Source organism: Roseovarius marisflavi (assembly GCF_900142625.1).
Classification (GTDB): domain Bacteria; phylum Pseudomonadota; class Alphaproteobacteria; order Rhodobacterales; family Rhodobacteraceae; genus Roseovarius; species Roseovarius marisflavi.
The window spans coordinates 63,951-88,044 of the sequence record NZ_FRBN01000002.1; the positions used below are offsets into that span (position 1 = coordinate 63,951).

General features: G+C 61.1%; 25 protein-coding genes. 11 read left to right on the forward strand and 14 right to left on the reverse strand.

Features of this window, described 5'->3' with window-relative positions; translation table 11 throughout:
* The first annotated feature begins 167 nt into the window (after nt 1–167).
* Complete coding sequence (gene thrS / locus BUB78_RS02610) at nt 168–2,114, forward strand: threonine--tRNA ligase (RefSeq protein WP_073194785.1); 1,947 nt, start codon at nt 168–170, stop codon at nt 2,112–2,114.
* 42 nt (nt 2,115–2,156) lie between these two features.
* Here the strand turns inward: thrS and BUB78_RS02615 are convergent, their stop codons facing one another.
* Together BUB78_RS02615 and BUB78_RS02620 are read right to left on the reverse strand one after the other, a co-directional pair.
* Nucleotides 2,157–2,525: a hypothetical protein gene (locus tag BUB78_RS02615; RefSeq protein ID WP_073194787.1), complete on the reverse strand. Its 369-nt coding sequence runs from the start codon at nt 2,523–2,525 to the stop codon at nt 2,157–2,159.
* A gap of 46 nt (nt 2,526–2,571) precedes the next feature.
* On the reverse strand, nt 2,572–2,886 hold the full coding sequence (locus tag BUB78_RS02620; RefSeq protein WP_073195203.1) for an ArsC/Spx/MgsR family protein: 315 nt from the start codon (nt 2,884–2,886) through the stop codon (nt 2,572–2,574).
* 191 nt (nt 2,887–3,077) lie between these two features.
* On the opposite strand from BUB78_RS02620, the gene BUB78_RS02625 reads away from it, so the two are divergent.
* On the forward strand, nt 3,078–3,284 hold the full coding sequence (locus BUB78_RS02625; protein ID WP_073194790.1) for a cold-shock protein: 207 nt from the start codon (nt 3,078–3,080) through the stop codon (nt 3,282–3,284).
* A gap of 104 nt (nt 3,285–3,388) precedes the next feature.
* Here BUB78_RS02625 and BUB78_RS02630 read toward each other — a convergent pair whose 3' ends face one another.
* The 3 genes from BUB78_RS02630 to BUB78_RS02640 all read right to left on the reverse strand — a co-directional run bounded on the left by BUB78_RS02630 (nt 3,389) and on the right by BUB78_RS02640 (nt 7,042).
* A complete protein-coding gene (locus BUB78_RS02630; protein WP_073194792.1) occupies nt 3,389–3,682 on the reverse strand; it encodes a hypothetical protein in 294 nt (97 codons plus the stop codon).
* A gap of 233 nt (nt 3,683–3,915) precedes the next feature.
* Nucleotides 3,916–6,045: a methylmalonyl-CoA mutase gene (gene scpA / locus BUB78_RS02635; RefSeq protein ID WP_073194793.1), complete on the reverse strand. Its 2,130-nt coding sequence runs from the start codon at nt 6,043–6,045 to the stop codon at nt 3,916–3,918.
* Nucleotides 6,017–7,042 carry a hypothetical protein gene (locus BUB78_RS02640; RefSeq protein WP_245813335.1) on the reverse strand — a complete coding sequence of 342 codons (1,026 nt, stop codon included), beginning with the start codon at nt 7,040–7,042 and terminating at the stop codon, nt 6,017–6,019. Before BUB78_RS02640 ends, scpA begins: the two co-directional genes overlap by 29 nt.
* A 112-nt stretch (nt 7,043–7,154) precedes the next feature.
* On the opposite strand from BUB78_RS02640, the gene BUB78_RS02645 reads away from it, so the two are divergent.
* On the forward strand, nt 7,155–7,574 hold the full coding sequence (locus tag BUB78_RS02645; protein WP_342742296.1) for a DUF4174 domain-containing protein: 420 nt from the start codon (nt 7,155–7,157) through the stop codon (nt 7,572–7,574).
* Between the two features lie 14 nt (nt 7,575–7,588).
* Here the strand turns inward: BUB78_RS02645 and BUB78_RS02650 are convergent, their stop codons facing one another.
* The 8 genes from BUB78_RS02650 to BUB78_RS02685 all read right to left on the reverse strand — a co-directional run bounded on the left by BUB78_RS02650 (nt 7,589) and on the right by BUB78_RS02685 (nt 14,565).
* Entirely contained in the window at nt 7,589–8,107 is a 519-nt protein-coding gene (locus tag BUB78_RS02650; protein ID WP_073194796.1) for a hypothetical protein, read from the reverse strand.
* A 3-nt stretch (nt 8,108–8,110) separates the two neighbouring features.
* Nucleotides 8,111–10,111, reverse strand: coding sequence for an acetyl-CoA carboxylase biotin carboxylase subunit (locus tag BUB78_RS02655; RefSeq protein WP_073195204.1), 2,001 nt, complete (start codon nt 10,109–10,111; stop codon nt 8,111–8,113).
* Nucleotides 10,112–10,259: 148 nt separating this feature from the next.
* Entirely contained in the window at nt 10,260–10,478 is a 219-nt protein-coding gene (locus BUB78_RS02660; protein ID WP_084732735.1) for a hypothetical protein, read from the reverse strand.
* A 361-nt stretch (nt 10,479–10,839) separates the two neighbouring features.
* Complete coding sequence (locus tag BUB78_RS02665) at nt 10,840–11,199, reverse strand: hypothetical protein (protein ID WP_073194799.1); 360 nt, start codon at nt 11,197–11,199, stop codon at nt 10,840–10,842.
* Between the two features lie 663 nt (nt 11,200–11,862).
* Nucleotides 11,863–12,006 (reverse strand): hypothetical protein, encoded by a 144-nt coding sequence (locus BUB78_RS20595; protein WP_170865007.1) that lies wholly within the window; start codon nt 12,004–12,006, stop codon nt 11,863–11,865.
* Nucleotides 12,007–12,229: 223 nt separating this feature from the next.
* Nucleotides 12,230–12,622, reverse strand: coding sequence for a DUF6497 family protein (locus BUB78_RS02675; RefSeq protein WP_073195206.1), 393 nt, complete (start codon nt 12,620–12,622; stop codon nt 12,230–12,232).
* The gene (locus BUB78_RS02680) at nt 12,619–12,954 is read right to left on the reverse strand and encodes a hypothetical protein (protein WP_073194803.1); all 336 of its coding nucleotides are present in this window, start codon (nt 12,952–12,954) and stop codon (nt 12,619–12,621) included. The genes BUB78_RS02675 and BUB78_RS02680 overlap by 4 nt, the downstream gene beginning before the upstream one ends.
* Nucleotides 12,955–13,032: 78 nt before the next feature.
* The gene (locus BUB78_RS02685) at nt 13,033–14,565 is read right to left on the reverse strand and encodes an acyl-CoA carboxylase subunit beta (RefSeq protein WP_073194806.1); all 1,533 of its coding nucleotides are present in this window, start codon (nt 14,563–14,565) and stop codon (nt 13,033–13,035) included.
* Between the two features lie 170 nt (nt 14,566–14,735).
* On the opposite strand from BUB78_RS02685, the gene BUB78_RS02690 reads away from it, so the two are divergent.
* From BUB78_RS02690 to BUB78_RS02700, 4 genes are all read left to right on the forward strand, one after another.
* A complete protein-coding gene (locus BUB78_RS02690; RefSeq protein WP_073194807.1) occupies nt 14,736–15,953 on the forward strand; it encodes a multidrug effflux MFS transporter in 1,218 nt (405 codons plus the stop codon).
* Nucleotides 15,954–16,050: 97 nt separating this feature from the next.
* On the forward strand, nt 16,051–16,173 hold the full coding sequence (locus BUB78_RS21380) for a hypothetical protein (RefSeq protein WP_281248830.1): 123 nt from the start codon (nt 16,051–16,053) through the stop codon (nt 16,171–16,173).
* A 122-nt stretch (nt 16,174–16,295) separates the two neighbouring features.
* Nucleotides 16,296–16,862: a L,D-transpeptidase gene (locus BUB78_RS02695; RefSeq protein WP_170865008.1), complete on the forward strand. Its 567-nt coding sequence runs from the start codon at nt 16,296–16,298 to the stop codon at nt 16,860–16,862.
* A gap of 279 nt (nt 16,863–17,141) precedes the next feature.
* The gene (locus BUB78_RS02700) at nt 17,142–17,348 is read left to right on the forward strand and encodes a cold-shock protein (RefSeq protein WP_073194810.1); all 207 of its coding nucleotides are present in this window, start codon (nt 17,142–17,144) and stop codon (nt 17,346–17,348) included.
* A gap of 45 nt (nt 17,349–17,393) precedes the next feature.
* On the opposite strand, the gene BUB78_RS02705 is transcribed toward BUB78_RS02700, so the two are convergent.
* Nucleotides 17,394–18,071 (reverse strand): arylesterase, encoded by a 678-nt coding sequence (locus tag BUB78_RS02705; RefSeq protein WP_073194812.1) that lies wholly within the window; start codon nt 18,069–18,071, stop codon nt 17,394–17,396.
* On the opposite strand from BUB78_RS02705, the gene BUB78_RS02710 reads away from it, so the two are divergent.
* The 4 genes from BUB78_RS02710 (at nt 18,070) to BUB78_RS02725 (ending at nt 24,073) form a co-directional block, all read left to right on the forward strand.
* Nucleotides 18,070–18,747, forward strand: a complete 678-nt coding sequence (locus BUB78_RS02710; RefSeq protein ID WP_073194814.1) for an ABC transporter ATP-binding protein — start codon at nt 18,070–18,072, stop codon at nt 18,745–18,747. The two genes, BUB78_RS02705 and BUB78_RS02710, sit on opposite strands and share 2 nt — an antisense overlap.
* Nucleotides 18,744–21,263 (forward strand): ABC transporter permease, encoded by a 2,520-nt coding sequence (locus BUB78_RS02715; protein WP_073194816.1) that lies wholly within the window; start codon nt 18,744–18,746, stop codon nt 21,261–21,263. Before BUB78_RS02710 ends, BUB78_RS02715 begins: the two co-directional genes overlap by 4 nt.
* 61 nt (nt 21,264–21,324) lie before the next feature.
* Nucleotides 21,325–22,200, forward strand: coding sequence for an inositol monophosphatase family protein (locus tag BUB78_RS02720; protein ID WP_073194819.1), 876 nt, complete (start codon nt 21,325–21,327; stop codon nt 22,198–22,200).
* Between the two features lie 88 nt (nt 22,201–22,288).
* Complete coding sequence (locus BUB78_RS02725) at nt 22,289–24,073, forward strand: bifunctional helix-turn-helix transcriptional regulator/alpha/beta hydrolase (RefSeq protein WP_073194821.1); 1,785 nt, start codon at nt 22,289–22,291, stop codon at nt 24,071–24,073.
* The last annotated feature ends 21 nt before the right edge of the window (nt 24,074–24,094 follow it).

Sequence of the window (24,094 nt, forward strand, 5' to 3'; positions counted from 1 at the left end):
CTGCGTCAATGTGTTACGAATATTCTTTGTATGCAAAAGAACACGGTCAATCCAGGCAGTCAAAGCGCGGCGGCGGGTCTTGACGCGCGCGCCACCGGGGGGCATACGGTCCTGATTGACCCGCAACCGGGCGCTCCGTGGGCGCCAAACCGACGAGGAGCCGCACTATGGCCCAGATTTCCCTTACTTTTCCCGACGGCTCTGTGCGCGAGTATGCGCCCGCCATCACCCCCGGCGAGGTGGCCGCAGACATCTCGACCTCGCTTGGCAAAAAGGCGATTTCGGCCTATGTCGATGGCCAGCACTGGGATCTGCAATGGCCGATCACGCAGGACGCGCGCATCAGCATCAACACCCTCAAGGAAGAGACCCCGGCGCTTGAGCTGATCCGTCATGACCTTGCGCATGTGATGGCGCGCGCCGTGCAGGAGCTTTGGCCCGACGTCAAGGTCACCATCGGCCCGGTCATCGCCAATGGCTGGTATTACGATTTTGACCGCGCCGAGCCGTTCACGCCGGAAGATCTGGGCCTGATCGAGAAAAAGATGAAGGAAATCATCAACCTGCGCGACGCTGTGCGGACCGAAATCTGGGATCGTGCCCGCGCCATCAAGCATTACGAGGACAATAACGAGCCCTTCAAGGTGGAGCTGATCGAGGCGATCCCCGGCGACGAGCCGCTGCGGATGTATTGGCATGGGGCCTGGCAGGATCTCTGCCGTGGTCCGCATTTGCAAAACACCGGTCAGCTTCCGGCGGATGCGTTCAAACTGATGTCGGTGGCCGGCGCTTATTGGCGCGGCGACAGTGATCGCAAGATGCTTCAGCGGATCTATGGCGTGGCCTTTACCGGCAAGGAAAAACTCAAGGAATACATGACCTTCCTTGAAGAGGCCGAAAAGCGTGACCACCGCAAGCTTGGCCGCGAGATGGACCTCTACCATATGCAGGAAGAGGCGCCGGGCCAGATTTTCTGGCACCCCAACGGCTGGAAAATCTACACCACGCTTCAGGATTACATGCGTCGCAAGCAAAACCGCGATGGCTATGTCGAGGTGAACACCCCGCAGGTGGTCAACCGCAAGCTCTGGGAAGAATCCGGCCATTGGGACAACTACCAGGAACATATGTTCATCGTCGAAGTCGACGAAGAGCACGCCCGCGAAAAGACGGTGAATGCGCTCAAGCCGATGAACTGTCCCTGCCATGTGCAGGTGTTCAATCAGGGCCTCAAATCCTACCGCGATCTGCCGCTGCGGATGGCCGAATTCGGCAGCTGTAACCGCTATGAACCCTCGGGCGCGCTGCATGGGATCATGCGGGTGCGTGGCTTTACCCAGGACGACGCGCATATTTTCTGCACCGATGATCAGATCGAGGTGGAAACCAAGAAGTTCATCGAATTCCTGGCCGGGATTTACGCCGACCTTGGCTTTAACGACTGGACGATCAAGCTATCGACCCGCCCGGAAAAGCGGATCGGGTCCGAGGAAAGCTGGGATCGGGTTGAGGCCGCCCTTGGCGATGCCTGCAAGGCGGCCGGGTATGGCTACGAACTTCAGGACGGCGAAGGCGCGTTTTACGGGCCCAAGCTTGAATTCGTTCTGACCGACGCGATTGGCCGCGACTGGCAGTGCGGCACGCTTCAGGTTGACCCCAACCTGCCCGAGCGTCTGGATGCGAGTTATATCGGCACCGATGGGGCCAAGCATCGCCCGGTCATGTTGCACCGCGCGGTTCTGGGCTCGTTCGAGCGCTTTATCGGCATCCTGATCGAGGAACATGCGGGTAAACTGCCGTTCTGGCTTGCGCCGCGTCAGGTGGTTGTCGCCTCGATCGTGTCGGATGCGGATGATTATGTGCAAGAAGTCACCGCCAAGCTCGTCGCGCTTGGCGTGCGCGCCGAAGCCGATGTGCGCAACGAAAAGATCAACTACAAGGTCCGCGAACATTCGCTTGGCAAGGTGCCGGTGATCCTGGCCTGCGGCATGCGCGAAGTCGACGAAAAAACCTTGTCCGTCAGGCGCTTGGGGGAAAAACACTCCAGCGTTCAGACGCTGGAAGAGGTCGCCGTGGCGCTTGCAAAAGAGGCCACGCCGCCCGATCTGACGTAATCCCTGCCCCGCGCGCCTTTGAACGGGCGTGCGGGGAACGCGTCAAAAATGCGACTTGGGTTCGTCCGGCTTGCCCGCGGCAATCGCCAAAACACCGGCCAGCCCGGTAAAGCCGAGCGGGAACATGGTAAACACGCCAAACCCGAAGGCGTAATACATCAACCCCGCCGAGATCAGCAGCAAGATACCACCCCAAAGCGCGCGCATCTTGGCCATGGCACCGCCGGCGATGGCCAGCAAGGGCGCCAGAAAGCTTGCGGTGCGGATCAGGGCCGGGTCGCTGACCTGCTGGGCCAGGCCTTCGATCTCGCCAAAGTGGTCGATGGCCTCGGTATAGCCATAGCTGAAAAACCCCACGAGGATCGCCAGAATGCCGCCGATTATCCCCAATACCATCGCTGCGCTGCGCATGACCGCTCCTTACTAAGTTATTCGTGTATATAGGGATTTTCGCGCACTATCCAAGAAGCGCCGTTTGCGTGTCGCTGCCCCAGCCAAGATAAAGCGTGCCGTTTGCGTCAATCAGCGGGCGTTTCATCAGGGTTGGGTGCTCTGCCAAAAGGTCAAGCGGGGCACGGGCGCGTTCAGATTCGCTCAATCCCCGCCAGGTTGTGGACTTGCGATTGACCAAAGCCTCCCCAAATTGCGCAAGCGCGGCGGCCATCACGTCTTGCGGCACACCCTCGGATCGCACATCGCAAAACTCTGCACTCTCAAGCGATTTCAACGCCTTGCGGCAGGTATCACAGGTTTTCAAACCGTATAGGATCATCACAGGCCCCTCTTTTGTCGCCTCAATAACGGGCAATTTCCCGCCCGTCACGGAGTTTCGCTTGATTTTTACAAAGGCAATGCAATCATTCAACCTGTGACGCATGGCATCGCGGGCGACCTCTTTGCCCCCGTCCTGCGCCATATGGCCCGGCATAATCCCGGGGAAGAGCGACGAAAAGGAGAAGCGGAATGCCAACTGGCACCGTGAAATGGTTCAATACGACAAAGGGTTACGGATTTATTGCCCCCGATGGCGGCGGTCAGGATGTGTTTGTGCATATCTCTGCGGTCGAACGCTCGGGGCTGACGGGCCTTGCCGACGATCAGAAGGTCGGGTTCGAGCTTCAGGAAGGGCGCGACGGGCGCAAGATGGCGGCGGATCTGACGCTGCTCTGAGCGCCTTTTGGGCTGTGAAATGACAAACAGGGCGCGCATGCCGCACGCCCTGTTCAGGATAGGTTTACGCCCTGTTCAGGATAGGTTTACGTGATCGCCCCGGATCAGTTGCAGCCTTTGGCCCCCACCGGGCAATCGAGGTGCGCGCGTGCGCTGACCTGTGTCGCGCGGTGGTGACGGATTTTCTTGCGCACCGGATGCGCCTTGACCTGTTGATAGGATTTCACTTGGTTCGGCTGGCCGCAGCAGATCACGCCGTTAAGCGATACCGGCTGAAGCCCGGTTGGGCAATAATTTGCACCGCTCTCATAGGCATAAACACGCGGCCCCTCGGCAAACCCTGGGGATGCAAAAACGGCCAAGGCAAAACCGGCGGTAAGTGAGGAAAGTAAACCCATAAGACCCTCGCAACTATGGTTAATAACCCGAATTAATTACCAGATATGGTATAGGACAAAGCCACCCTGTCAAATTTTTAACACGGAGACACTGTGTTTTCAAATCGGTATGGTTTGCGTGAACCGCAGAGTCATAGTCATACGCACCCGTGAGATGGCAAAACTTGCTCTGCTTCGCCACCTTTCAGGTCAAGCGGATTGGGACAGGCCGGGGTCCTCCCGGCGCCCTTACCTCAGGCGCGCGCCTCGCGGATCAGCCGCAAGATGTCCTTGGCGGCCTCGGGGATATTGGTCCCGGGGCCGAAGATGGCCTTCACACCCGCTTTTTTCAGAAAGTCGTAATCCTGTTGCGGAATGACGCCGCCACAGATCACGATGATCTCGCCCGCATCCTTTTCGCGCAGCGCCGCAATCAGCTTGGGCGCCAGGGTCTTGTGCCCCGCCGCCTGAGAGCTGATGCCGACCACATGCACGTCGTTATCCACCGCATCCTGCGCGGCCTCGTCCGGAGTCTGAAACAGCGGGCCAACATCGACGTCAAAGCCGATATCGGCAAAGGCGGTGGCAATCACCTTGGCACCGCGATCATGGCCGTCCTGGCCCATCTTGACCACAAGCATCCGGGGGCGGCGGCCCTCTTCTTCGGCAAAATCCTCGACCGATTTCTGGATCGCGGCAAAGCCTTCGTCGCCCGCATAGGCGGCGCCATAGACGCCGGCCAGGGTTTTTACTTCGGCGCGATGACGGCCGAATTCCTTTTCAAGGCTCATGCTGATCTCTCCTACGGTGGCACGGGCACGCGCGGCCTCGACCGCGCCTTCCAGAAGATTGCCGCCCTCTTTGGCGCGGCGCGTTAGCTCGTCAAGCGCCGCCTGACAGGCGGCCTCATCACGGCTGTCGCGAATGTTTTTCAGGCGGACGATCTGGCTCTCGCGCACGGCAACGTTGTCCACATCCAGAATGTCGATCGGGTCTTCCTTGTCCTTGCGGTACTTGTTGACGCCGACGATCACCTCGGTGCCCCGGTCGATCATCGCCTGCCGCGTGGCGGCGGTTTCCTCGATGCGCAGCTTGGGCATGCCGGATTCAACCGCCTTGGTCATGCCGCCCATCGCCTCGACCTCTTCGATCAATTCCCAGGCCTTGTCGGCCAGATCAGCGGTCAGCTTTTCAACGTAATACGACCCGGCCAGCGGATCGACCACATTGGTGACGCCGGTTTCTTCCTGCAAGATCAACTGCGTATTGCGTGCAATCCGGGCGCTGAATTCGGTCGGAAGGGCAATCGCCTCGTCAAGCGCGTTGGTATGAAGGCTTTGCGTGCCGCCCAACACCGCGCTCATCGCCTCATAGGCGGTGCGGATCACGTTGTTATAGGGGTCTTGCTCCTGCAAACTCACGCCGCTGGTCTGGCAATGGGTCCGAAGCATTTTCGAGCGCTCGTTCTTGGCGCCGAACTCGGTCATGATGCGGTGCCACAACAGACGCGCGGCGCGCAGCTTGGCCGCTTCCATGAAAAAGTTCATGCCGATGGCAAAGAAAAAGCTCAGCCGCCCGGCGAACCTGTCAACATCCATGCCCGCCTCGATCGCGGCGCGCACGTATTCGCGACCGTCCGCAAGGGTATAGGCCAGCTCCTGGACAAGGTTCGCGCCGGCCTCTTGCATGTGATAGCCCGAGATGCTGATCGAGTTGAATTTCGGCATCTCGTTGCTGGTATATTCGATGATATCGCTGATGATCCGCATGCTGGGCTTGGGCGGATAGATATAGGTGTTGCGCACCATGAACTCTTTCAGAATGTCGTTCTGAATGGTGCCCGACAGTACGCTTTTGTCATGGCCCTGTTCTTCACCGGCGACGATAAAGCTGGCCAGAACCGGGATCACGGCGCCGTTCATCGTCATCGACACGCTGACCTTGTCAAGCGGGATGCCGTCGAACAGGATTTTCATATCCTCGACGCTGTCGATGGCCACGCCGGCCTTACCGACATCGCCTTCAACGCGGGGGTGGTCGCTGTCATATCCGCGGTGGGTGGCAAGATCGAAGGCCACCGAAACGCCCTGCTGGCCCGCAGCCAGGTTGCGGCGGTAAAAGGCGTTGGATTCCTCGGCGGTGGAAAAGCCGGCATATTGCCGGATCGTCCAGGGCCGCCCGGCATACATCGTCGCCTTGACGCCGCGCGTAAAGGGCGCCTGTCCGGGGATCGTGCCCATATGGGGCAGGTCCGCGACATCGTCTTCGGTATAAAGCGGCTGTACCGGGATGCCCTCAAGGGTGTTCCAGGTCAGATCGTCCAGCGGGCGACCCCGCAGCTCTGCTTCGGCCAGTTTACGCCAGTCGTCTTTCTTCTTCGTCATTCGGATGTCCTCTTGTCGTCTGGCCGATGGGCGGGTTTTGTCCCGCCTTCACCGGTCCGGTTTCCTCTGTCAATCGTGCCAGACCATCGGCCCCGGCACTCAGCCAGAACAGATCGTCGGAATAAGCCTCTTGCAGGGCCAATGTCTGATATCGGTCAAACGGGCGCCAACGGCCCGTGCCTTCGCCAAGACGCGCGGCATCGCCGCCCCGCGCCGTCACCAGTTTGCGCAGCTCCTCCAGATCGGGCGCGCGGTTCAGCCATTCACGCGCCGCTTTGCGCGGCGGGCTGTCGATGCCGGTCATCTGGCGCAGCTTCTCTTCCGGCAGACCGGCATAGACCTCATGCGGCAGAACGAGAATTTCCGCGCCGGGCACGGCACAGGCCAGATCGGTGATCACATCGCGCCAGTGGCGGTTCACCGTGACCAGCCGGCCAAGATCGTCCGGGCCAGGCACCCGGTGCCCCCGTCCCACCGCAAAGGCCATCGCCGAGGACCACCAGGCATCCTGACCGCGCACCGAAACGGCAACGCGGGTAATGCGCCTGTCAAATGCGTTGGCAAAGCGCGCCATGCGATCCCCGATGCCGCCATAAAGCCGGTTGTCGCGCAAATTGCGGCGCGGCGCACCGATCATGTTCTCGTCACTGACAACAAGCTGGCGAAGCCCTGCCGCCTCGGCCCTGTGAAGGCGGAGAGCGATGCGACCGCGGGCACGGTCAAGCTGCTCCGTCGCCGTACGGCGCCCCGCCACCGGAATAACCCCGGTCAGCACCCCGTCGCGCGTCACATCCGGGCTCCAATATCCAATTCCCTGCGCTTCAAGCACCTTGCGATTGGCGTTCATATAATGCTGGAAGCTGGTCGAGGCGGTTCTGTGCGCCCCCAGATGCAGGATGATTTCCATATCAATACGTGCCTTTCGCCCGATCGCCGCGTCTTGCGGGTGATTTCTTTCAACCCCGCCACTCTGCTCGCGAAATCCTGACCATGGCATTAATCGTAAAATTCTTCGGACCTGCCGAAATTGCCCCTTCGCAATTGCGGTCATCCCCCCTATATCTTGTTTGGTAGGAGAACCGATGAAACCCTTATTATTCCTTGTTTTTATGGCATTTACTGCCACAGCAGCCATCGCGCAAGACGCGAGCCAAGACCCTGTGGACAGCCCCATCATTGACGGGACAACCACAAATTTGAATGAATTTCTATGGATTAAACGACCGCTTATTGTCTTTGCCGATACGCCCGCAGATCCTCGATATGTGGAGCAGATGGGATATATCACCGAGCGGCTCGATGTGCTGGAAGAACGCGATGTGGTGGTTTTGACCGATACCGATCCTGCGGCCCGATCCGAACTGCGCAAGGCCCTGCGCCCGCGCGGGTTTTCTCTGGTGCTGGTGGGCAAGGACGGGGTCATATACCTGCGCAAACCGGCGCCCTGGCGGGTGCGTGAAATCACCCGCAGCATCGACAAATTGCCGGTGCGCCAGCAGGAATTGCGCGACCATACAGGCGGAAGCTGAGACCGGCGCGCCATCTATCCGGCCCCCATCGCAACAACCAGAAGCCCTGATCTCGGCTCGAGCAGCATCAAGGCACCACTCTCCTTTTCATAGGCAAGGGTTGCGCCGGTGGTGACGATCGCATGACGAAACGCGCTTTCGGTGATCTCGCCCATGCAGGCGCGCGCCTCAAGGCCTGCGCGGCGCATTTGCATTCCGACGGCGCGGTCGAAATTTGCAAGCGCGACCATTGACTGATCCGGCGATTGCCCCGCGCGCGCCATCGCCACGACCCCGCGCGCAGCAAGCACGCGCCCCATCTCGCCAACGTTATCGGTCAGCGGCATGGCGGCCTTCACCCTGCCGCTCTTGACCTGGTACACCCCTGCCGCGCAGTCTCGCTCGGCCTTGAACTCAACCGTTTCGCCAAGGCTGAACCATTGTTCAAGCCGATCTCTCTGGGCCGCCTCTTCATCACGCGCGCAGGCCGAAACCAGCGCCATAAGCACCAGCATAGACATCGCATTACGCATATGAGCGGCGACCCCGATCATGATTTATTCGAACTCCATGATCACATCGTCAACCGCAAGGCTGTCACCGGGGGTCGCGTTAAGCTTCGTCACAGTAACCTTTTTCTCGGCCCGCAGGATATTTTCCATCTTCATCGCCTCCACGGTGCAAAGCGCCTGACCTTCCTGCACCTCGTCACCGACGGCGACGTTGACCTTGACGATCAGACCCGGCATCGGACAGAGCAGCAGTTTCGATGTATCAGGCGGCAGTTTCTCAGGCATTAACGCGGCCAGTTCGGCCTGGCGCGGGGTGCGCACATGCACCTTGAGGTCGGCACCGCGCGAGCGGATCCGGAAACCGCCCGAAATCTTGCCAACCTTCAACACCAGCGGCTTGTCATCAACAATCAGCGTCGCAAGCTGATCGCCCGGCGTCCAGTCGCTTGTCACCCGGAGGCTGTCACCATCCTCAAACTTGACGTTAGCGCCGGATTTGTCGGCATCAATCGTCACCGCAAAGCTGTCGCCCTGAAGCGACACAACCCAATCGTCGCCGACGTGGCGTTCATGGTTGTCCATGCGGCCCGACACGCGGGTGCGTCGGATTTCGGCGACACGGTGCATCGCCGCACAGCTTGCCGCAATTGCGCGCAACGCATCAACTCCAAGGGTAACCCCTTCAAATCCATCGGGATATTCTTCTTCGATAAAGGCGGTGGTCATCTCGCCAGCCACAAACTTGGGGTGATCCATCACCGCGCTCAGGAACGGCAGGTTATGCCCGACGCCTTCCATCTCGAAGGCATCAAGCGCATTGCGCATGCCCTCGATCGCCTCGGAGCGGGTGTGGCCCCATGTGCACAGCTTGGCAATCATCGGATCGTAATACATGCTGATTTCGCCGCCCTCAAAGACGCCGGTATCATTGCGCACCACGGCCCCCTCGATCGCAAGCTCCTGCGGCGGACGATAGCGGGTCAGACGGCCAATCGAGGGCAGGAAGCCACGATAGGGGTCTTCCGCATAAAGCCGGCTTTCCATCGCCCAACCGGTCAACTTGACGTCGCTCTGTGCCATCGCAAGCTTTTCGCCGTAAGCGACGCGGATCATCTGCTCCACAAGATCGACCCCGGTGATCAGCTCGGTCACCGGATGCTCGACCTGAAGGCGGGTGTTCATTTCGAGGAAATAGAAGTTGCGCGCGCCATCGACGATGAATTCCACCGTCCCGGCCGAGGCATAGCCCACCGCCTGGGCAAGCGCGACCGACTGATCGCCCATCGCCTTGCGGGTGGCTTCGTCAAGGAACGGGCTTGGTGCCTCTTCAATGACCTTCTGTTGCCGCCGCTGGATCGAGCATTCGCGCTCTCCCAGATAGATGCCGTTGCCATGGCTGTCACAGAGCACCTGAATTTCGATATGGCGCGGTTGGGTGATGAATTTCTCGATGAAAATCCGGTCATCGCCAAAGCTGCTGGCGGCCTCGTTCTTGGAACTTTGAAAGCCTTCACGCGCCTCGTCGTCATTCCAGGCGATCCGCATGCCCTTGCCGCCGCCGCCGGCACTGGCCTTGATCATCACCGGATAGCCGACCTCGTTGGAGATCTTGACCGCATCCTCGGCATCCTCGATCAGGCCCATATAGCCCGGAACCGTGCTGACGCTGGCCTCTTGGGCGATCTTCTTGCTGGTGATCTTGTCACCCATCGCCTTGATCGCATTAACCGGCGGCCCGATAAAGGCAACACCCTCGGCCTCGAGCGCCTCGGCGAACTTGGGGTTTTCCGACAGAAAGCCATAGCCCGGATGCACCGCCTCTGCGCCGGTCCGGCGGATGGCATCCATCACCTTGTCGATCACGATATAGGATTCACTGGCCGGTGCGGGACCGATATGAACCGCCTCATCGGCCATCCGCACATGCAACGCATTACGGTCGGCTTCCGAATAGATCGCCACCGTCTTGATACCCATGGCGCGCGCGGTTTTGATCACCCGACAGGCGATCTCGCCACGGTTTGCGATCAGGATCTTCTTGAACATCTTGGGTCCCTTCTTTCCGGTTCTTGGCCGCACGTCTGCGCGCACGGATCCTGCATAAAAAAGACCACCGACGCGCTATGCGCCGATGGTCCGGGTCTCAGCATCGCACGGCACGGGCAAAAGGCCCGGCGCGCGGCTTGAATTCTTTTTAGTTACAGCGGCTTGGGTAAGCCTGACAATAAACGACATTGCCCGCAGCACCGACAGCGGCCCCAGTGATGACGCTTCCGCCAACCACAGCGCCGGTGACCGCACCGGCACCGCCGCCCAAAAGCGCCTGTTCGGGCACGGTGTCACCACAGGCCGCAAGCGCCGTGAGGGCAAGGGCCGAGAACATCGGGATAACTTTGCGTTGAATTGTCTGCATGTTGGTTCGTCTCCTGAAATACGCGACTGGATATCACGCCCAGTCAACGCCATATCATAAGTGCCGTCAAAGCGATCATCTATTGCGAAGCGCTGATCGGCAAGCCACCGCCGAGACGCGCAGCCGCCCATCCTCAAAGAAAAAACGGGCGGCCTGTGCCAGCCAGCACAGCACCGCCCGTGAAGGGAAGGGTAACGGATCAGACGTTTGGTCAACGCCCCTTGGGGAAGGGCTTCCATCACCTGTGTTACATTGCCGATATCATGCGCTCTGGCCAAGCTGAAAACGCGAGATACAACCGCATCGGCTGTATCTCGCGCGTTTTTACAACCCATGGGCAATTTCACGCCGACCAGCGCCATCACTCATCCCCCCGGTCGCTGAACGCTTCGGGAAAAGAGGACCGCGCCACAGCCACATCAATCACCAGTAAAGCGTCATAGCTTTCAGGGTCAAAGCTCTCTTCAAAGGCTTTCACCTCGCGCCCAAACAACCAGGCCAGACGCCCGGCATCCAGATTGCCACGCTCAAACGGCTGATCGCCAAAATGCTCCCAGAGCGCACGCAGAAAGCCAGCATCGGCGCGCCGGTCTGCGGGCTTGCGGTCGCGAAACCTCTCGCGCTCGGTCAGCGGTGTGGCGCCCTTGGGGTTGGCGCGGCGAATAACAAATTGAAAATCCGTGCCCGGAAGACGTCCGGGAAAACCGCGGTGCTTGATCATGACAGGGCCCCAAATGCGGCAAAGGGGGCCGTGGTCCATCCCGCAGCCGCCTGCGGGATGGACGAGTGCCTATTGAATGGGTGCGGCCTATACGCCGCCGCCAGACCCCGCGCCGGCGCCCGGTCCAGGACCGGCACCCGAGCCCGGCCCAGCCCCCGGTCCAGGCCCTGTACCTGGGTCCGTACCCGGATCTGTACCCGGGTCCGTACCCGGATCTGTACCCGGATCTGTACCGCCTGTGCTCCCCGCTGCGGCGCCATTGGCGCCACCACCGTTAACGATGTCAACGCCGGAAGCAGCGGCTGCCGCTGCGGATTCTGGCGAGACACAGAGATCGCCAGACAAGACCATGTTCTCAGGACAAATGGCTTCGCCATATTTTGTGAAACCTGGCTGAACACCGATAGGCGACGGCGGTTCCTGCTGGCCACAGGCCACGAGTCCGCTAATTGCGGCGAAACAGAATGCAGTTTTTGCTTTATAAAACATTTATCTTCCTCTTGAGGCTTTGTTCGGTGCCCGTGTTTGAAATCACCGACAGATTGAGTATCCGAATCCAGAAGAAGCGTGTATTGACCTAGGTCAATTATGTTTATCCTCTTGGCACATTGTGCCGAAAGCGAGACAGGCGATGTCGCCTGTCCCGGTGCAACCTTGAAAAGGTTACTTGTATTTACCGGTGATGACCGGCTCGACCGAAATCGGCTCGGGCTCGACAACGACGAATTCTTCCTGTGCGGGCTGTGCACAAGCCCCGACAAAGGCCACAAGGCCAATTGCGAGGACGCTCTTGATACTGTTCGACATGTATGTCTCCTGTCTCTCTTGTCTACGCAAACGGAGGACATTGGGAAATATGCCCCTGTCCGTCCGAATGGCGAGGTTAAGGTTACCTTGGTGTAACCAGCGCCCACCATACCCGAATTCCGGAAAAATGAATACGCGCCATTGGCGAACACCCGCTCATGTGACGTCAAAGCCTCATTCCGGTGTTCACCTGAACTATGTCTCTCAACATCTTGTGTTTGCATTAAAACATCTCCCAGATGCAGACCCCGTCTTGCACGCTATAGGCTTCGAAAACCTGTGTTACCTCGGGGTCAAACACCCCGAATTCCGACGGCCTGTCGGCCAGTGATATAACGATCCGGCTCGGCATTGGCCCGATCCCCGGAAGGCGCGTCACGGCGTAGGTCTGACAGAGGTAATCCATATCCGCCACGACCGCCTCAAGTGCCGCCTCGCCGCCCGTAAACCCTTCTGCGACAAAGCGAAACCGATAAGCAAGCCCCCCGCCCGGTCGATCCGTCAGCACCTCCAAAAGCCGCGCCTCAAGCCCCGATGGCAGCAGCAGCGCCTCCTCCTGCGCCGCCGCTGCCTGTTGCGCAAGGCAAAGCGTCAAAACCAGCCCCGCGATCCTCATCTCGCCCTCCGCATCCAACGCGCACGATTGGCCGGACTTTCAAGCACCGCGGCGATCCTTGCCTCGGCATCGACCCGGTCAAACCGGCCCTGAACCTCGCCACCCGCGACCACCTCAAGGCCACCGCCAGAGCGCGTCACCCGCACCGCCGGTACAAATCCGCGCAGGGCCTGCAAGGCGCGCCACACATCTTGGCGCACAAGATGCGCAAGATAGCGCCGTCCGCCCCGTGGAAGCTGCGTCGCAACCGCCAGATCAAACCGAACAGGCCACCGCCGCGCCACGATCAGCGCGCCGCCCTCTTCGACCTCATACCAGCGATCCCGGCCCATGCCCTGTCCACTTCCCCTGCTTCTTCTTGCCCTAAATATCCCGGGGGTTTGGGGGTTGGCCCCCAATCCTCCCTCGCCTTACAGCGGAATATTATCGTGCTTTTTCCAAGGGTTGGTCAGCTTCTTGTTGCGCAAGGACGCAAACGCCCGGCTCACCCGCATGCGCGTGCTGTGCGGCTGGATCACCTCGTCGATAAACCCGCGCTCGGCGGCGACGAAGGGATTGGCGAACCGATCCTCGTAATCCTTGGTATGGGCCGCGATCTTTTCGGCATCCTTGAGATCGCCGCGATGGATGATCTCGGTCGCCCCCTTGGCGCCCATCACCGCGATCTCGGCGGTCGGCCAGGCATAGTTGAAATCACCGCGCAGATGCTTGGACGCCATCACATCATAGGCGCCGCCATAGGCCTTGCGGGTGATCACCGTCACCTTCGGCACCGTCGCCTCGCCATAAGCGAACAACAACTTCGCGCCATGTTTGATCACGCCGCCGAATTCCTGGCTCGTCCCCGGCAAAAAGCCCGGCACATCGACCAGCGTCAGGATCGGAATTTCGAACGCATCACAGAACCGCACAAAGCGCGCTGCCTTGCGCGAGCTGTCGATATCAAGACAGCCGGCCAGAACCATCGGCTGATTGGCGACGACGCCGACACTCTGGCCTTCAAGGCGGATAAAGCCGGTGATGATATTCTTGGCATAATCGGCCTGAATCTCAAAAAAATCGGCCTCATCAGCGATCTTGTGGATCAGTTCCTTCATGTCATAAGGCGTATGGGCATTGTCGGGGATCAGCGTATCAAGGCTTTCCTCGACGCGGCCCGGCTGATCAAAGAACGGGCGCACGGGCGGCTTTTCGCGGTTGTTGAGCGGCAGGAAATCCACCAGACGGCGCACTTCGGCCAGGGCCTCGACATCGTTCTCGAACGCACCATCGGCGACGCTTGATTTACGGGTATGGGTGCTGGCGCCGCCAAGCTCTTCGGCGGTGACCACCTCGTTGGTGACGGTCTTGACCACATCAGGGCCGGTCACAAACATGTAAGAGCTGTCGCGCACCATGAAGATGAAATCGGTCATCGCGGGCGAATAAACCGCGCCGCCGGCACAGGGGCCCATGATCAGGCTGATCTGCGGCACCACACCGCTGGCCATGATATTGCGCTGGAACACCTCGGCATAGCCGGCAAGGCTTGCCACGCCTTCTTGAATACGCGCACCACCGGAATCGTTGATCCCGATCACCGGCGCACCGTTCTGCATCGCCATATCCATGATCTTGCAGATCTTCTCGGCATGGGTTTCGGACAACGAGCCGCCAAAAACGGTAAAGTCCTGGCTGAACACATAGACCATCCGGCCATTGATCGTGCCCCAGCCGGTGACAACACCGTCGCCGTAAGGCCGGTCCTGCTCCATGCCGAAGTCGGTACAGCGATGCGCCTTGAACATGTCAAACTCTTCAAAGCTGCCGTCGTCCAGCAACAGTTCGATACGTTCGCGCGCCGTCAGCTTGCCCTTGGCATGCTGGGCGTCGATCCGGCGCTGTCCACCGCCCTGACGGGCTTCGGCGCGGCGGCCTTCCAATTCCTGAAGGATGTCTTTCATGGCACTCCCCTTGCGATATTACGGGCACCATAGGCATTTTATGCCCAAGGACAAAGCAGAATCCCGCAAATTTGCAAAGATGTGAAAATCTCAAATGGCAAATATGTAAATTTGCGAATATCGGGCGGGTAGCATGGACTTCCCCGCGCGCGCCTTTTACGCCGACACCCATGAATCGGGAAAACAAGGTCCGGTTTCTGGACCGCTCAACGCCACCGCATATCATCACCCTGATTCTGCTGGCAGGGCTTTCGGCACTGGCAATGAATATTTTCCTGCCAAGCCTGCCGGGCATGACCGCGTGGTTTGACACCGAATACCGGCTGATCCAGCTATCGGTCGCCCTCTACCTCGGGGTCAATGCCGGGCTGCAATTGCTGATGGGGCCGATTTCGGATCGCTGGGGGCGGCGCCCTGTGATCATCGGCGGGCTGAGCCTGTTCCTGCTCGCCACGCTTGGCTGTATCTTTGCGCCCAATGTCTATGTTTTCCTGACCTTTCGCATGGTTCAGGCCAGCGTGGTCGTGGCCATGGTCCTGAGCCGCGCCATCGTGCGCGACATGGTTCCGCAGGACCGCGCCGCAAGCATGATCGGCTATGTCACCATGGGCATGGCCGTGGTGCCGATGGTCGGCCCGGCCTTTGGCGGGGTGCTGGATAATCTGTTCGGCTGGCAGGCCAACTTCTGGGCCCTGTTTGCGCTTGGCGCGCTGATCCTCTGGCTGGCCTGGTCCGATCTTGGCGAGACCGCACCGCTCAGCGGGCGCAGCCTTGCGCAACAGTTTCGCGAATATCCCGAGCTTCTGACCTCGCGGCGCTTTTGGGGCTATGCCCTGGCGGCCGGGTTTTCGTCAGGGTCGTTCTTTGCCTATCTCGGCGGCGCGCCCTTTGTCGGGGCAGAGGTGTTTGGCCTTGAACCCGCAAAGCTTGGCCTGTTTTTCGGCGCCCCCGCCATCGGCTACTTCCTCGGCAACTTCGCCTCGGGGCGCTTTTCCACCCGGATTGGCGTGAACCGGATGGTGTTATGGGGCACTCTGGCCAATGCGGGCGGGATCGCAGTGAACCTTACGCTGTTCTACCTGGGGCTTGGCACGCCGTTGACGTTTTTCGGGCTGATGACGCTGATGGGGCTGGGCAACGGCATGGTCATCCCCAACGCCACTGCCGGTGCCTTGTCCGTGCGCCCCGAGCTTGCCGGTACCGCGAGCGGGCTGGCGGGGGCACTGATGATCGGGCTGGGGGCGGCTCTCTCGGCGCTGGCCGGGTTGCTTCTGACCCCCGAGAGCGGCGCGTTTGCCCTGCTCTGGATCATGCTGAGCACCGCGCTTGCCGCGATCATGACGATCCTGATGGTGATGCGGCGCGAACGGCGCCTTGGGCTGTCCTGACGCCCACTCACGCCCGCTCACGATGTTTCGATCCCCTCTGGATACGGGCCCAAGCACCGCCTAGCTCGGGTATAAGCCCAAGCAAAAGGAGGCCCTCATGACCCTGCAAGCCACCCGCCCCGCCAAGGACACCAAGGCCAAAACCCCGCCACCTGCGCGCGTGAGCCCCCTTATGCGGCGTACTCTGCCGTTCAAATTCACCGATTGGGCGGCGATCTGAACCCGCCTGAGTCGCGACCCCACCGCCACAGTTGCGCAAAAGATGACCACATCACCAGGTTTTGAGTGTTTCAACCTTACCGGGTTAATCTATACTCCAAGCCGCACTTCAGGAGACGCCCAATGATCGAACGCCGCAAATTCATGGCCACCGGCCTCGCCGCCGCTGCCCTTCCCGCGCTTGTGCCTGCCATGGCAAGCGCCTTTGAACTTGATCCAAGATACGCCCCGCAAGAGGTGGACTTTGATCCCAAGTATGAACCTGGTCAGCTGATCATCCTGCCGCGCGCGCATTTCCTCTATTTCGTGACGGCACCGGGCAAGGCACGGCGTTACGGCGTCGGCGTGGGCAAGGCCGGGCTCGAATTCACCGGCACCGCGACGATTGCCGTGAAAAAGAAATGGCCCACCTGGCGCCCGACCGACGAGATGATCGAGCGCGATCCGGGGGCCTATGGCAAGTTCAAGGACAACGACTATGTTCAGCCGGGCGGCAAGGACAACCCGCTTGGATCGCGCGCGCTTTACCTGTTCCAGAACGGGCGCGACACCTATTACCGGATCCACGGCACGACCGAGCCTGGCTCGATCGGGCGCTCGGTATCAAACGGGTGTATCCGGATGATCAACGAGCATGTTCAGGACCTTTACGAGCGCGTGCCGACCGGCACCGTCGTCACGGTTCTGTAACCCTCTTTCACACCACGGATTGCCGCCGGTTCTGCGCCCTGCAGGATCGGCGGATTTGCATTTAACACCAGCAAACCCGGAAAATTCATCGACAAAGCGCCAATCCGCGCATCGCGTCTTGTCTCTTGATTTTTAAAAAAACTGCTCCCATATTTTTCAGTGCGACGTTACGGCTATCGACCATCTGCTCCTATCAACGGCTCAGTCACTCGATCTTGCACGACTTTGCCGGGCTGCCGCACCAACGCGGGCAGCAACACTTGAGAAGGAGACCACAGAATGGCAAGTGGCACCGTGAAATGGTTTAACGCAACCAAAGGCTATGGCTTTATCGCGCCCGATGGCGGCGGCAAGGACATTTTCGTTCATATTTCGGCTGTTGAGCGCGCAGGCCTGACCGGTCTGGCCGACGACCAGAAAGTGACATTCGACGTCGAAGCGGGCCGTGATGGCCGTGAATCGGCGGCAAATATCGCCCTCGCATAAGGCGCGATATCCTGCGTTGCGAACTGGGCCCTGCGTGGGCCCTTTTCATTTCGTGGCGTTGATCAACTCGATCACACTGGGCCCAAGCGCCTCAACGATCCGGGCCACGCCCTCGGCATTGGGGTGAATGCCGTCCGCCTGAAAATAGGCCTGAAGATCCGCAGGCGCACCCTCGCCCAGACCGGCAAAGAAATTCTCCGCGTAAAGCGTGCCATAGGCCTCTGACAGCTCCGGATAGATCGCGTCGAAATCGGCCTTGTACTCGGCCCCGTAATTGCCCGGCGCCGCCATCCCCACAAGCAGAACCTCGATGCCCTTTGCCTCGGCCACCGTGAGGATTTTCTCGATGTTGCCACGGCTCATGGCGGGGTCAAGCCCGCGCAAAAGATCATTGCCGCCAAGCGTGACGATCATCGCGTCAACCTCTGGTGTCAGGCTCCACTCCACACGCGCCGCGCCACCTGCGGTGGTGTCACCCGACACGCCGCCGTTGACAACACGCGCATCAACCCCCTGATCCGCAATCCATTTCTGCATCTGCGGCACAAAGCCCTGATCCTCGACAAGGCCATAGCCCTGGGTCAGGCTATCGCCCAATGCGAGCACCGTGACCGGCCCGGCCCAGGCGGGGCTGACAAGCATAAGAAAGGCGGCTATTGCCTTGCCCAGGGCCCGGCCGGCCCCATATGTCAGACAATCCTTATTCATCAGGCGCACCCGCATGACCTCTCCGATTTTGTCCCTTACCGACGCCACGCTGTCCCTTGAGGGCAACGCCGGACTTGTGCAGATACTCCACGGGATTTCTCTGGATGTCCACCGTGGAGAGACGGTCGGGCTGATCGGGCCGTCAGGGTCAGGCAAGTCGTCGCTGCTGATGCTGATGGGCGGGCTTGAACGTGCCACCTCGGGCAAGGTCATGGCGCTTGATCATGACCTCTCGGCGATGAACGAAGATCAGCTTGCCCGCCTGCGGCGCGACAATTTCGGCATTGTCTTTCAATCCTTTCACCTGATCCCGACGATGACAGCGATCGAAAATGTCGCCACCCCGCTCGAGCTTGCCAATCAGCCCGACGCACAGGAACGCGCCGCTCAGGAACTTGAGGCGGTCGGCCTGCATACCCGCAGCGGGCACTACCCCTCGCAGCTTTCGGGCGGCGAGCAACAGCGCGTCGCCCTTGCCCGCGCCGCCGCGCCGCGCCCGGCGATCATTCTGGCCGATGAACCCACCGGCAACCTCGACAGCAGCACCGGCGCCGCGATCATCGACCTGCTGTTTGATCTGCGCGACCGCCATGATGCCACGCTGGTTCTGGTCACCCACGACCCGGATCTTGCGGCGCGTTGTGATCGGGTGATCACCCTGCGCGATGGCCGGATCGAGGCCGCCGCATGAGCCTTGGGGTTGCGGCCAAACTGGCCCGGCGCGAGTTGCGTGGCGGCTTGCGGGGGTTTCGCATCTTTCTGGCCTGCGTCATCCTTGGCGTGGCCGCGATTGCCGCCGTCGGCACGATCCGCGAAAGCATCAAGGCCGGGCTTGTGTCGCAGGGGGCCGCCCTTTTGGGCGGCGACGCCGAGCTTGAGCTGACCTATCGCTTTGCGACCCAAGCCGAGCGCGACTGGATTGACGAATTTGCCATCCGCACCTCGGAAGTTGCCGATTTCCGCTCGCTCGCGGTGATCCCCGGGGGCGCGCGCGAGCTGACCCAGGTCAAGGCGGTCGACGGCGCCTATCCGCTTGTCGGCGCCGTCGAATTGCTACCCGAGATGCCGCTTGCAGAGGCGCTTACCGGCGCCGAGGGCCTGCCCGGCGCGGTGATGCATGCGCTGTTGATTCAGCGGCTTGGCCTTGAGATCGGCGACACATTTCGCCTTGGCACGCAAGAGTTTCGCCTGATGGCGGAACTGGTGCGCGAACCCGATCAGTCGCGCGCCGGGTTCGGCCTTGGCCCGCGCACCATCGTGGCGACAGAGGGGCTTGAAACTTCGGGCCTCTTGACGCCCGGATCGCTGTTCAAGACCAAATACCGGCTTGATCTGCCCGACGGCGCTGACCTTTCGGCGGCGGAAGAGAGCGCCAAGACCGGCCTTGCCGGGAGCGGGTTTCGCTGGCTTGATGCGCGCAACGGCACGCCGCGCGTTGCCCAGTTTGTCGAACGCCTTGGCGCGTTTCTTGTGCTGGTCGGCCTGTCGGGGCTCGCGGTGGGCGGGGTCGGCATTTCCTCGGCGCTGCGCTCTTATCTGGCGGGCAAGACCCGCGTCATCGCTACGCTGCGCACGCTTGGCGCGGATCAGCGGACGATCTTTCTGACCTATTTCATTCAGGTCGGGGTTCTGGCGCTTGTCGGGATCGCGCTCGGGATTGCCCTTGGCGTCGGCCTGCCGATTGCTCTGGCGCCGATCTTTGCCGATAGCCTTCCGGTCCCGGCGGTCTTTGCGCCCTATCCCCGCCCGATGGCCGAGGCCGCGCTTTACAGCACCCTCAGCGTGCTGATCTTTACCCTCTGGCCGCTGGCGCGGGCGCGCGATGTGCGCGCCGCCGCGTTGTTTCGCGATGCGGTTTCGGGATCAAGCCGCTGGCCAAGCTGGCCCTACCTGCTGGCCACCGCCCTGCTTGTGGCGGGGCTTTTGGGCTCGGCCATCCTGTTTTCCGGCAACCTGCGCCTGACGCTCTGGACTGCGGGCGGCATCGCTGGGGCACTGGCCTCTCTGGCCGCCGCCGCATGGCTTGTTCAGCGCGTCGCGCGCGCCCTGCGCCCGCGCCTGCGCCGACGTCCCGCGTTAAGTTGGGCACTTGCCGCCATCGGCGGGCCGGGCACCACCGCCGGGCCGGTGATGCTCTCGCTCGGGCTGGGCCTTACGGTTCTGGCCGCCGTCGGTCAGATTGACGGCAACCTGCGCCGCGCGATTGCCGCCGACCTGCCGGAACGCGCGCCGTCCTACTTCTTTGTCGACATGCAAAAGGACCAGATGCCCGGCTTTCTGGAACGGCTGGAAAGTGACCCGGCCGTGAGCCGGATCGACAGCGCGCCGATGCTGCGCGGCATCATCAGCCGGATCAACGACCGTCCCGCCACCGAGGTCGCCCCCGGTCATTGGGTGGTCGAAGGCGACCGCGCGATCAGCTATGCCGATGCCCTGCCCGCGCGCACCGAACTCACCGCCGGAACATGGTGGAGCGAGGATTATACCGGCACGCCACAGCTTAGCTTTGCCGCCGAAGAGGCCGAGGAAATCGGCCTTGAGCTTGGCGACCTGATCACCCTCAACATTCTGGGGCGCGACATCACCGCGCCGATCACCTCGTTCCGCGAGGTTGATTTTTCGACGGCCGGCATGGGCTTTGTGATGCTGATGAACCCCTCGGCGCTTGCCGGTGCACCGCATAGTTTCATCGCCACCGTCTATGCCGAAGAAAAGGCCGAAGCGGCGATCCTGAACGATATCAACGACCGCTTTCCCAATGTGACCGCGATCCGGGTGCGTGACGCGATTGCGCAGGTGTCTGAGCTTCTGGCCGGGCTCGCCTCGGCCACGTCATGGGGCGCGTCGGTGACCCTTTTGACCGGGTTCCTGGTGCTCATCGGTGCCGCCGCCGCCGATCAGCGCGCCCGCACCTATGAGGCCGCGATCCTCAAGACGCTTGGCGCCACGCGGGGCCGGATATTGACCAGCCTCGTGTTGCGCGCCGCCATTCTGGGGGCAGCGGCCGGTCTTGTGGCGCTTGGCGCGGGGATCGCCGGGGGCTGGGCGGTGAGCCATTTCGTGATGGAAACCAGCTTTGCGGTGATCTGGCCCTCGGCCATCGCGATCATCCTTGGCGGTGCGCTTGTCACCCTTCTGGCCGGGCTTGGCTTTGCGCTTGGGCCCCTGACGGCGCGGCCCGCGCAAACCCTTCGCGCGCGCGAGTAAGCCGCATTGAAACCCGGCGCGGGCAGTGGCAACTTGAAACGCCCGCATGACAGGAGAAGCCATGACAGATTCGCTGCCCATCCCGCTTAGCTCGCCGATGACACCCGCCCAGCAGGCCGCGCTGATCAATCTGGTGCGCCGTGCGGCACGCGCCGAGATCATGCCGCGATTTCGCAATCTGGCACAGGGCGATATCACCACCAAGTCGGGTCCGCATGACCTTGTGACCGAGGCAGACCACCAGGCCGAGGCGATGATTGCGCGCGGATTGCAGCGGATGTTCCCGCATGCCCTCATCATCGGCGAAGAGGCGGTCGCGGCCAAACCGTCGCTGCGCGAGGATGTCTCCGCCGCAGAGCTGGCAATTATCATCGACCCGGTGGATGGCACCTGGAATTTCGCCCACGGCTTGCCGCTGTTCGGGGTGATCATCGCCGTGACGCGCTTTGGGCGGCCGGTGCTTGGCCTGCTCTATGACCCGGTCGCGGATGACTGGATCATCGCGGATGAGGCAACGCCAACCCGCCTTGGCGCCGCCCTTGGGGCCGAGCGCCCGGCAAAGGTATCTTCGGGGGGCGAGTTATCCGATTTGCAGGGATACATGCATTTCTCCTTGATGACGCAGGACCAGCAAGAGCTTTTGGCGCCGCTTCTGCCGGGGTTGGCGCGGGTCACGGCGCTGCGCTGTTCGTGCCATGAATACCGCGTGCTGGCGCAGGGGGCGGTTGATTTCGTGATGTCGGGCATGCTCAATCCGTGGGATCATGCGGCTGGGGTCATGGCCTGCCAACAGGCGGGCGGGATTGCCATGATGCTGGATGGGCGCGCCTATAACACAGAGATCTCCGACGGCGTTCTGCTGTGCGCGGCAAATCAAGACACCTGGACCCGTCTGCGCGATCATTTCGCCGGTCTCCTGAGCGATGCCAGCGGATAAAAAACCCGTATTGCTGCCATAAAATGAACATAGCGAACTGGTATGAGGCAACAGCACCTCAGATCAATTTCACACAACAGGCTCAGGCATGGTGACCAACCGGCGACAGGCAGATGATTCCGATTTCCCCACCCTGTCCGACAAGGACAGGGCCGAGGCGATCGGCTGTCTCTATGACGTCGCGCTCGATCCGGCCCGCTATGAGGCGCTTCTGGATCATTGGGAAAGTGCGGTCAGCCCGCTGCGCGCCCGCGCCGATTTCGCGGCGCCGCGCCTGCTTGATGATCCCCAAATCGCCAGCCATTTCCGGCGTGCCGGGGAATTTCTTGACCGGATCGCCCTGACCGAAGACCCCGATGAGATCGACGCCATCCTTGCCCCCTTCGACAGGGTCGCGGCGCTTGTGTTCGATCAACAGCACTGCATTCGCGCGGCAAATGAGGCGGCGCGCACGCGGCTGAACCTCCCCGATGGGGCGCGGCTTGGCGACTTGCCGATCAACGCCGATGATATCGAGGCCGTTTCCGAAACCGTGCGGATGCTGGTTCATGACAACGACAAGGACAGCGCCGTCTTGCGGGTACGCTCGCGCGTCGAGGGCCACCTGATCGTGCTGCGTCTGCAACGTCACCTGGCGGCCGATGGCACGCCGCTTGTGATTGCCGCGTCAAACGACGTCGCCTGGCCAGAGGGCTTTTGCGATATCCTGCGCAGTGCCTTCAACCTGAGCGGCACCGAGGCCGAGGTCGTGCGCCACCTGGTCGATTGCCGCTCTGTTAGCGAAATCGCCGCGCAACGTGGCCGCTCGGTGGATACGATCCGCGCCCAGATCAAGTCAATCCTCGCCAAAACCGAAACCCATTCCCAGCTGGAACTGGTGCGCCTCGCGCTTTCGGTCATGGACATGACTAACCTGACCCTTCAATCGGCGCCCGGCCCGCGCGTGATCAGCGGCGGCGACGGCATGCTGAAGGCGCTTGATTTCAAGTCACTTGTCACGCCGGACGGGCGGCGGCTGGATTACCTGCTGCTGGGGGATCCGGGCGGCACGCCGGTGTTGTACCTTCCGCTGGACTTCGGGTTTGTACGATGGCCCGCCTCGGCAGAGGCCGAGGCCGCCAATCGCGGATTGCGCATTATCGTGCCTTTGCGCGCGGGCTATGGCCTGTCGGATATGGTTGACCGCAAGACCGATTATGATGCCGCGCTGATCGCCGACACGCTGCAGGTTCTGCGCGCCGAAAACGTCACCCGCTGCCCGATCCTCTGTATCAGTGGCGACACTTATTACGCCGTGCGCCTGACGCGCCAGACCCCCGGCATGTTCAGCGCGATCATCGCCTGTTCCGGAATGCTGCCGCTGACAGGGCGCGAACAGTACGAGCGCATGGACAAATGGCACCGCTTCATTCTGGCGGGCGCAAAATACACACCGCATCTCTTGCCCTTCATGGTCAAGGCCGGCTTTCTTCTGGCGCGCAAGATCGGCAAGCGGGGTTTTCTGCACGCGGTTTATGGCAATTCGCCCGGCGATATCTCTACCCTTGAAGAGACTGAAGTGTTCGAAGCGATCGTCACCGGATCCGATACCGCCCTGTCCGACACAAATTGCGCGCATGAAGCCTTTTCGCGTCAACTTGTTTCGGGTCAGCTTGGCGATTGGAGCGATGAGGTCAATGCGCTGCGCGGTCAGTTGCCGGTGATCTACATGAACGGCGCACAGGATCCGCAGGTGCCGCTTGCCACCTTTGAGGAATTCCGCCGCGATTACGACTGGATCGAATTCCACCTTTTCGAGAATGTCGGCCAGTTGGCGTTCTTCCGGCATTGGCGCGATGTGCTGGATCGCCTTACACCTCTTCTTGAAGAATAAGCCGAATTTTACCCTAAATAG